The following is a 7,942-nucleotide window of genomic DNA, read 5'->3' as shown; positions in this document are numbered from 1 at the left end:
TCAACCCATAATTAAATTCCCGTGCCTAACGCACCATTCTCAATGTTTGTAAGAGAAATTAACATTTTTCACCATTAACCCGAAAAATTCTGCCAGTTTTGCTCAGGATTAACATAATTCAAAAGATTTACAGGATTATTTTCCTGATTCCCTAATCCCCACTCCCTACTCCCTACTCCCTTCTTGTGAGCTAACATTGTGGTAATTCCGTTCAAGTATAATCCTTTGTCAGAAACCCCACGCCTAAAGGCGGGGGCTTGCCAAAGCCCAAATCTGACCAGACTCAGTACCGAAGGGTACTACGTTAGAATGACTCAATCGCTAGAAATCGCCCAGCTAGGCAACCCAATCTTACGACAGCAAGCCCAACTCATTGATAATATTCAAGCTGTACGCTTCCAGCAGCTAATTGATGCTCTAATCGTAACCGCTATTAGTAAAAACGGTGTTGGTATTGCTGCGCCTCAAGTTTCTGCCTCCTATCGTTTGTTTATCGTAGCGTCTCGCCCCAATCCCAGGTATCCCAATGCCCCAGAAATGGAACCGACAGCGATGATTAATCCACGGATTATTGCCCACTCCGATGAAATAGTAAAAGATTGGGAAGGTTGTTTGAGTGTTCCGGGTATGCGAGGATTAGTTCCTAGATATCAGAAAATTGAGGTAGAGTATAGCAATCGAGACGGTAAGCTCCGCAGCCAAGAGTTAACAGATTTTGTCGCACGTATATTTCAACACGAGTACGATCATCTTGAGGGGATCATGTTTTTAGATCGGGTGGAGTGTAGTCAGAATTTGATTAAAGAGCAGGAATATCAGGAGCGAATTGTGCAAAAGTACGATGCCTCTGGCGGGCGAAGCCATTGCGTTTAAAGAGGATCAAAATTACTTGATAAATAAAAACATGCAAACAATACAACTTCCTGCCAAAATCGATAAAGTAAAAGTATACGCAACCGGAGCAACCATCACCCGCATTGCCGAATTTTCAGAAATCAGTAATGGAGAAGTACCAGAAGAGGTGGAAATTGCCGGACTACCTCTAGCATTAGATGATAGTAGCGTGCGAGTACGGATTGAAAGTGATGGGAATAGAGAAACTATTATTCCTACAGATATTCGCATTGGTTTAACAGTTGCCCCACTTCAAGATACACCAACTCCACCAGCAGAGGAGGAAATACGACAAGGCAAGATCGAAGTTCAACAACTTGTGGATCGGATTGGTCTAATTAATAATGAGATTACTCTAATATATAAACTTAACGTACCAGATCGACCTCATGGAGAAGAGGGAAAAGCACCACCACCTTCCCCAATAGCAGCACGACTTGCGATCGCCAATTTCCAGGACGAACAAATCCGTGCCAAACTACAGGAAAAACAAGAAACTGAAGAAAACTTACGCAAAGCAAAAGAACATTTAGAAAATTTACAACAAAAACAGCAACAGGCATCCAGCGCCAAAGAAGTTCAACCTCACGAATTGCGAAAAACGGCGATTGTTCGGTTGAGTTATGAAGGTGACAGAACTATTGTAGGACAACGGTTACTGATCGAATATTTTGTTCCTGGCGCACGTTGGACACCAAGCTATGTATGCCATTTAGATAGTGCGAGTAATACAGCCGCGATCGCAATTCGAGCATTAATCTGTCAGCGTACAGGCGAAGACTGGTGTGGAGTAAGTTTAGAACTTTCTACCGCTCAACCCATGGCTTGGTGTGAGTTACCAGAATTACCTTCACTCAGAATTGGACAGAATCAACCTTTGGTAAAAAAATCCGGTTGGCGCATTCCTCCAGTTGGTGTCGAACTTCTATTTGAAGATTATGACAGACAAAAACAAGCAGCAGTTTATGGTTTGTCTAAACGAGACTTTAGTGTGAATTTGCAAGCTGTAAAAGTGCCAAGTTTTCCCAACCTAAAATTAGATTTTAGTTTCCCAGACGAGAAAATATCTGACAAATTTGTTAAAACACAAGATTTCCAAATTTTCTCTTCTCAATCGCTAAATATACCAACTTCCGCTGGATCGGTATCCAATAAAGTTGCAGAGAGAGTCCGCGCTAGGAAGGAGATTAGCCAAAAATCATTAGATGGTAATACTGGAGAAAGTGTTTGGCAGGAGCGATTGTCACCTATGGGATCGCTTCCTTTCGATACCAATAGTTTTTTATGCCCAAAACCGGAGCAATTGCTTGATGATAACGATATAAGTAGATTTAATTTCTTCACCTACAGCCTCATGGAATTAGCAGAAGTAGGTAACCTAACCAATCGCGGAAAATTGTCCATCAGGCAACAGAATGAAATTTATCAAGAAACCCTCAAACGCCAGGGAATTACTGTTACTCTAGATCTATTACAAATCATGCAAAATGCTGTAAGCTATTCACAACAATCTCTTTCTGTCAACTTACCTCCCGGTGGGATTAATGTTCGTCGAGTAGCAGGTTCATTCGACTATGCTTACAACGCTGATGGAAGAGTCGATGTTCCCTCAGACATGCAATTTCATTCTGTTGCCCTCACCAGCCAAAGTACCAAAGTAGACATGCGTTATATTGTTGTCCCCCGTGAGGATACCAATGTTTTCCGCATCGCTCAACTGTACAACCCATTACAAGCACCCTTACTATCTGGTGCTGTAGATGTTTATGTGAATGGCGAATATATCCTATCAACAAATATTCCTACTGTACCACCTAAAGGACAAATGGAATTAGGCTTAGGAGTAGAACAAGCTATTAAAGTAGCACGGAATGTAACCGATCAAGAAGTTCGTTCCAGTCAATCTCTGGTTTCCCTCAACGAAATGCGTCATACAATTGCCATTAATATTGCCAATCGTCTCCCTAAAGAAGCACAAATTGAAGTGCGAGAAAGAATTCCTCTTCCCCAAGATGGAGCTAAAGTAGATGTAGAAATTGGTAACGTTTCCCCTAACTGGGAAAAATATGAACAAAATGAACGTAGCGCACCTATTCAGGGTGGTTATCGGTGGCAAATAAAAGTACCCGGAGGACAAGAAATAAAACTATCAGCAGAGTATAAAATCAAGACATTTGTCGATAGTGAAGTAATCGGTGGAAATCGGCGAGAATAGATTTATTTTCTAAATGGAGAGCGGGGAGTGACGAATTTCTGTAGGGGCAAGTCGCTGCGAAAATTTTCATTCCTAACTAATAACCTTGATTGACTCGCCCTCTTTGAATTTATTGAATAAAATCAACCACAAAAAAAGTGACCCATGCCACCAATTAACTTAACACCACAAACCATCCAAAAATTAACTCTAGAAGCACCAGTTTCCACCGTCACACTTCTAGAAGATCGCGCCTTAGTGCGACGGATCTGCAAAACAAATCTCACGCCAGGATTATGGCAAATTAAAGTCGAGAATGTTGCGTCAGTACTCGCTGATAAATCCCTCCGTGCAGAATTTGTTGGCAATTATCCCGGTGCAAGAATTGATGATGTGCGCGTGCGCCGTCGAATGCTAGTCAAAGAAGAAGATAAACCACAGGAAATCAAAACCTTACAAGCGGAATTGCGATTCCTCCAAACCACACTCAAAAATCTTGAAGAAAATCGCAGCCACCAAGACTATGCTTTTAACCAAACTAACATTATTTTGGCAAAAGCTGTACAAGAGTTACCAGTTGATGCAGTATGGGGACAAATAGATCCTACCTCTTGGCGATCGCAATTACAAACCCTATTTAAACAGTTGCGCGATTTCCGTACCGAAATTGTCAATAACTATTACAGTCAAGAAAAACTCAGCCAGCAAATTAACGACTTAATCTCTAGAATTCAGGCAATGTCTCGTCCAGATATGGTTTATACCGCCCATATCGAAACCGACTTAATGATTTCCGACACTGGAGACTATGAAATTGCTTTCGACTATGTAGTACCAAATGCTCTCTGGCGACCTTATCATCAATCCCGTTTAATATTAGCAACAAATACTACCAATGCTACCCTATCTTTTCGCTTTGATGGTTGTGTCTGGCAACGAACAGGCGAAGACTGGAATAATGTAGATTTAATCTTTTCCACCGCCCGCGCTTCCCTCGGTACTGAACCTCCTCTGCTAACTGATGACAAATTAAATGTGAGGGAAAAATCCCAACAAATTATTATTCAAGCTAGGAATCAGGAAATCCAAACCACTGGAATAGACAAGGATACTACCCCTACCACTGTTGAACTTCCTGGTGTGGATGATGGCGGCGAAATCCGCAATTTGCGACCCCCTCACAAAGCTACTATTCCCTCAGATGGTAATCCCTATCGCGTTGCCATTTTCTCCTTTACCTCAGATGCCGAAATAGAATATATTTTAATGCCAGAGGTATCCTGTCAAGTTGTCCTCAAAAGCGAACAAATTAATACAGCAAATTTTCCAATTCTAGCCGGTCCAGTCGATTTACTACGCTCCTCTGAATTTATCGGGAAAACATCAATTGGATTTATTGCACCGGGCGAGAAATTTGCACTTTCCTGGGGATCAGATGCGGGAATGCGCGTTCAACGTACCCAAACTGAAAAACGAAACAAGAATCATCTTACCAAGTGGAATGAACTAACCATTGAAACTACATTATTTCTCTCTAATATTGGGGCAGAATCAAGAGTCATTAAAACCACTGAGCGCGTCCCAATTTCCGAACTAGAACAGGTTAAGGTTAAGGTAATCCCAGACAAAACTACAAATAGTGTCGAACCTGATAAAAATGGTTTTTGTAACTGGAATTTTACTCTAGAACCCTATTCTCAACTCCAGGCTACTTTAGTCTATCAAATCTCAGCAGCACCAGAAGTACAAGGACTGTAAAAACGGCGTAAATCCAGTTTGTAGTAAGCACTTTAGTGCTTGTTACTAAAACATTTTTAGGCACTAAAGTGCCTACTACAAACAATGTTAATACAACTAGACTTGGTATTACATCCTATCTAATACTGGAATACCCAGCAAAGATAATCCCAACTTTAAAGTTCTAGCCGTTATCGCACAGAGAGTTAATCTAGATTTTCTTACAGATGCCTCTGCTTTCAGTACAGGGCACTGATTATAGAATTGATTATACTTCTCACTCAGTTCATACAAATACAGGCAAAGGCGATTAGGTAGCAAATCCTGTTCAACATTACGAATAACCTCACCTAACTGTAATAAATGCTTGGCTAGCACCAATTCTGTTTCTTCCTGCAACATAATTTTGCCATCCGCTTCTAACTCCTCAAAATTAATATCTCCTTTACGACTAATACTCTGAATCCTAGCATAAGCATAAAGTAAATAAGGTGCCGTATTTCCTATGGTTGCTAGCATCTTATCGTAACTAAAAATATAATTACTATTACGATTTTGACTAAGATCCGCATATTTAACCGCACTAATGCCAGCTACCGTAGCAACATGAGATTTAAACTCTTCCGTTTCCTCACGATTTTCTTCCTTAATTTTATCTTCCAGATAACCACGGAAACGCACAACTGCTTCATCTAATAAATCCCGCAACCTGACAGTTTCTCCAGAGCGGGTTTTCAGCTTCTTACCATCTTCTCCCTGCACTAATCCAAAAGGAACATGAACTATTTTCACATTATTTGGAATCCAACCCGCCCGTTTTGCTACCTGAAATACCTGAGTAAAGTGATTTGCCTGTCCCGAATCAGTCACATAAATAATTCGTTCCGCTTTATCTTGCCCGATGCGATATCTTAGTGCGGCTAAATCAGTTGTCGCATAATTATAGCCCCCATCAGATTTCTGGACAATTAATGGCAAAGGATTTCCCTCTTTATTGGTAAATCCTGCCAAAAAAACACACTTAGCACCATCGCTTTCTACTAATAAGCCTGACTCTGCCAAGTCTTTAACTACATCTGGTAAGAAAGGATTATAAAATGATTCACCCCGTTCCTTTAAATGAACATCGAGTAAATCATAAATTACCTCAAACTCCCGCCGCGATTGCTGACATAATAATTGCCAAGCTTTTCTAGTATCCTCCGCACCCGATTGTAGTTTTACTACTTCTTGTCTTGCTGTCTCTTGGAATCCTTCATCTCCATCAAATCGCTGTTTTGCCTCCCGATAAAATGCTACTAAATCTCCCAATTCAATAGCATCAGATGTCGTCAAAGCTTCTGGGCAAACTTCGCGCAAATAAGCAATTAACATGCCAAATTGAGTACCCCAGTCTCCCACATGATTCAGTCGCAGTACATCATGACCCTGAAATTCTAAAATCCGGGCAATAGAATCTCCTATAATTGTCGATCGCAGATGACCTACGTGCATCTCTTTAGCAATATTTGGGCTGGAGAAATCTACGATCGCTCGCTGTGGTTGCTTTGCTTGTGCTACTCCTAGACGTGGATCGTTTTGAATAGAAGTAAGTTGTCCTTCTAAATAGGTAGGTTTTAGGCTAAAATTTATAAAACCTGGACCTGCAATAGACGGTGGATTGCAGATTTCAGTAACATCCAGATATCCTAAGATAGCTTCTGCGATCGCTCTTGGTGGTTTCCCTAATTTTTTGGTCAGCGACAAAGCCGCATTTGATTGATAATCCCCAAATTTCGGATTACTTGCTGGAACTAACATGGGATCTGTACCAGCCATATCAGTTCCAAATGCTGCAATCAATGCTTGTTCAAATTTAGCTTTCAGATGTTCAACTGTAGAGTTCATTTGTGTTGTGGAAAGGTTATTTCAAATCAGTATTGGGCACTATTCAATCACTTTTCGTGATTAATAGTGTTATGGAAATTGTAGTTATTCTCTTTAAAATCAGTTCTTCACTGAACTGTTATGGTTAATTCTCATACTCAAGTCCAGCCAAGTCGATCTAGTAATTGGCGCACTACTGGAAATGTAGTCTACCCCAGTTTCCGCCACTGTGCGAATCGTTTCCAGAGTGATATTGCCTGAAGCTTCAATCTTAATCCGATTATGAGCCGCCCGAATCATCTGTACAGCTCGATCCATCATATCTAGCGGCATATTATCCAACATGATGATATCCGCTCCCTCCGCCACCGCTTCTGCCACTTGATCCAGAGTTTCAGTTTCAACCTCAATACTCAAGGGATAGGGGATATGGGAACGAATACGTGCGATCGCTTCTTTTATCCCACCAGCCGCAGCAATATGATTGTCTTTAATCATCACAGCATCATCTAACCCCATACGGTGATTGACTGCTCCTCCTACCTGAGTAGCATATTTCTCCAACAATCTCAATCCTGGTGTTGTCTTGCGGGTATCAACCAGTTTGCAAGGTAGATCGGTAATTTTGTCAATATACTTCCGGGTTAATGTGGCAATTCCACTTAGACGCATAACCAAATTCAGGGCAACTCGTTCTCCCATAAGTAGTGTATCAATAGAACCTTCCAGACGTGCAACCACCTGTCCCTTGTTGCACCATTCACCCTCAGCAACTACAGGAACTAAGTTTGTTTTTTCACTCAATAGCTGGAATACCTTCATTGCAACTGGTAAGCCAGCGATGATACCCGCTTCCTTAGCCGTCCACTCTGCTTTCCTCACTTGGGCATCTGAACTAAATAATGCCTCAGTAGTGCGATCGCCTCTACCAATATCCTCCAATAGCCAGCTACGGAGAAATGGTTCTAGCAGTATCGGGGCAGGTAATATCGCAATCTGACTCATATTACGGGTATTTGTTATATAGGGTCTCGCATTGTCTCTAGACTAACTTAGCTCAGAAATCCCTCCCAGAGAGATTTTCCAGGAATCCCAAAAAAACTTTTTCAAAAAGCTTGACAATCAAAGAGAGACCAGCTACATTGGTAAATGCGCTCGAGAAAGGAAACACCGACCGAGAGCGACCGAACCTAGACAAATAAAGAGTTTGAAAGCTTCTAAAAGAAGTAAAGTACCTCGTCAAAATTATAA

The 7,942-nt window shown here is 41.3% G+C and carries 5 protein-coding genes; 3 read left to right on the top strand and 2 right to left on the bottom strand.

Annotated features, from left to right (window positions below; genetic code table 11):
• Positions 1-309: 309 nt before the first annotated feature.
• The 3 genes from def (at position 310) to NJ959_RS22035 (ending at position 4,846) form a co-directional block, all read left to right on the top strand.
• On the top strand, positions 310-873 hold the full coding sequence (def, locus tag NJ959_RS22045) for a peptide deformylase (RefSeq protein WP_254013893.1): 564 nt from the start codon (positions 310-312) through the stop codon (positions 871-873).
• A 31-nt stretch (positions 874-904) separates the two neighbouring features.
• Positions 905-3,109: a mucoidy inhibitor MuiA family protein gene (locus NJ959_RS22040; protein ID WP_254013892.1), complete on the top strand. Its 2,205-nt coding sequence runs from the start codon at positions 905-907 to the stop codon at positions 3,107-3,109.
• Between the two features lie 144 nt (positions 3,110-3,253).
• Positions 3,254-4,846, top strand: a complete 1,593-nt coding sequence (locus NJ959_RS22035) for a mucoidy inhibitor MuiA family protein (RefSeq protein WP_254013891.1) — start codon at positions 3,254-3,256, stop codon at positions 4,844-4,846.
• A gap of 108 nt (positions 4,847-4,954) precedes the next feature.
• Here the strand turns inward: NJ959_RS22035 and argS are convergent, their stop codons facing one another.
• Positions 4,955-6,712 (bottom strand): arginine--tRNA ligase, encoded by a 1,758-nt coding sequence (gene argS / locus NJ959_RS22030; RefSeq protein ID WP_254013890.1) that lies wholly within the window; start codon positions 6,710-6,712, stop codon positions 4,955-4,957.
• 99 nt (positions 6,713-6,811) lie between these two features.
• Entirely contained in the window at positions 6,812-7,696 is an 885-nt protein-coding gene (nadC, locus tag NJ959_RS22025; protein ID WP_254013889.1) for a carboxylating nicotinate-nucleotide diphosphorylase, read from the bottom strand.
• Positions 7,697-7,942: the final 246 nt, after the last annotated feature.

Source organism: Limnofasciculus baicalensis BBK-W-15 (assembly GCF_024178385.1).
GTDB classification, from domain to species: Bacteria; Cyanobacteriota; Cyanobacteriia; order Cyanobacteriales; family Coleofasciculaceae; genus Limnofasciculus; species Limnofasciculus baicalensis.
Note: the sequence above shows the minus strand (reverse complement) of the source record. Positions and strands in the feature narration are given on the sequence as shown.

Coding starts and splice junctions, on each gene's coding strand:
- argS (WP_254013890.1), bottom strand. CDS start 6,712: ATGAACTCTACAGTTGAACATCTGAAAGCTAAATTTGAACAAGCATTG.
- def (WP_254013893.1), top strand. CDS start 310: ATGACTCAATCGCTAGAAATCGCCCAGCTAGGCAACCCAATCTTACGA.
- NJ959_RS22040 (WP_254013892.1), top strand. CDS start 905: ATGCAAACAATACAACTTCCTGCCAAAATCGATAAAGTAAAAGTATAC.
- NJ959_RS22035 (WP_254013891.1), top strand. CDS start 3,254: ATGCCACCAATTAACTTAACACCACAAACCATCCAAAAATTAACTCTA.
- nadC (WP_254013889.1), bottom strand. CDS start 7,696: ATGAGTCAGATTGCGATATTACCTGCCCCGATACTGCTAGAACCATTT.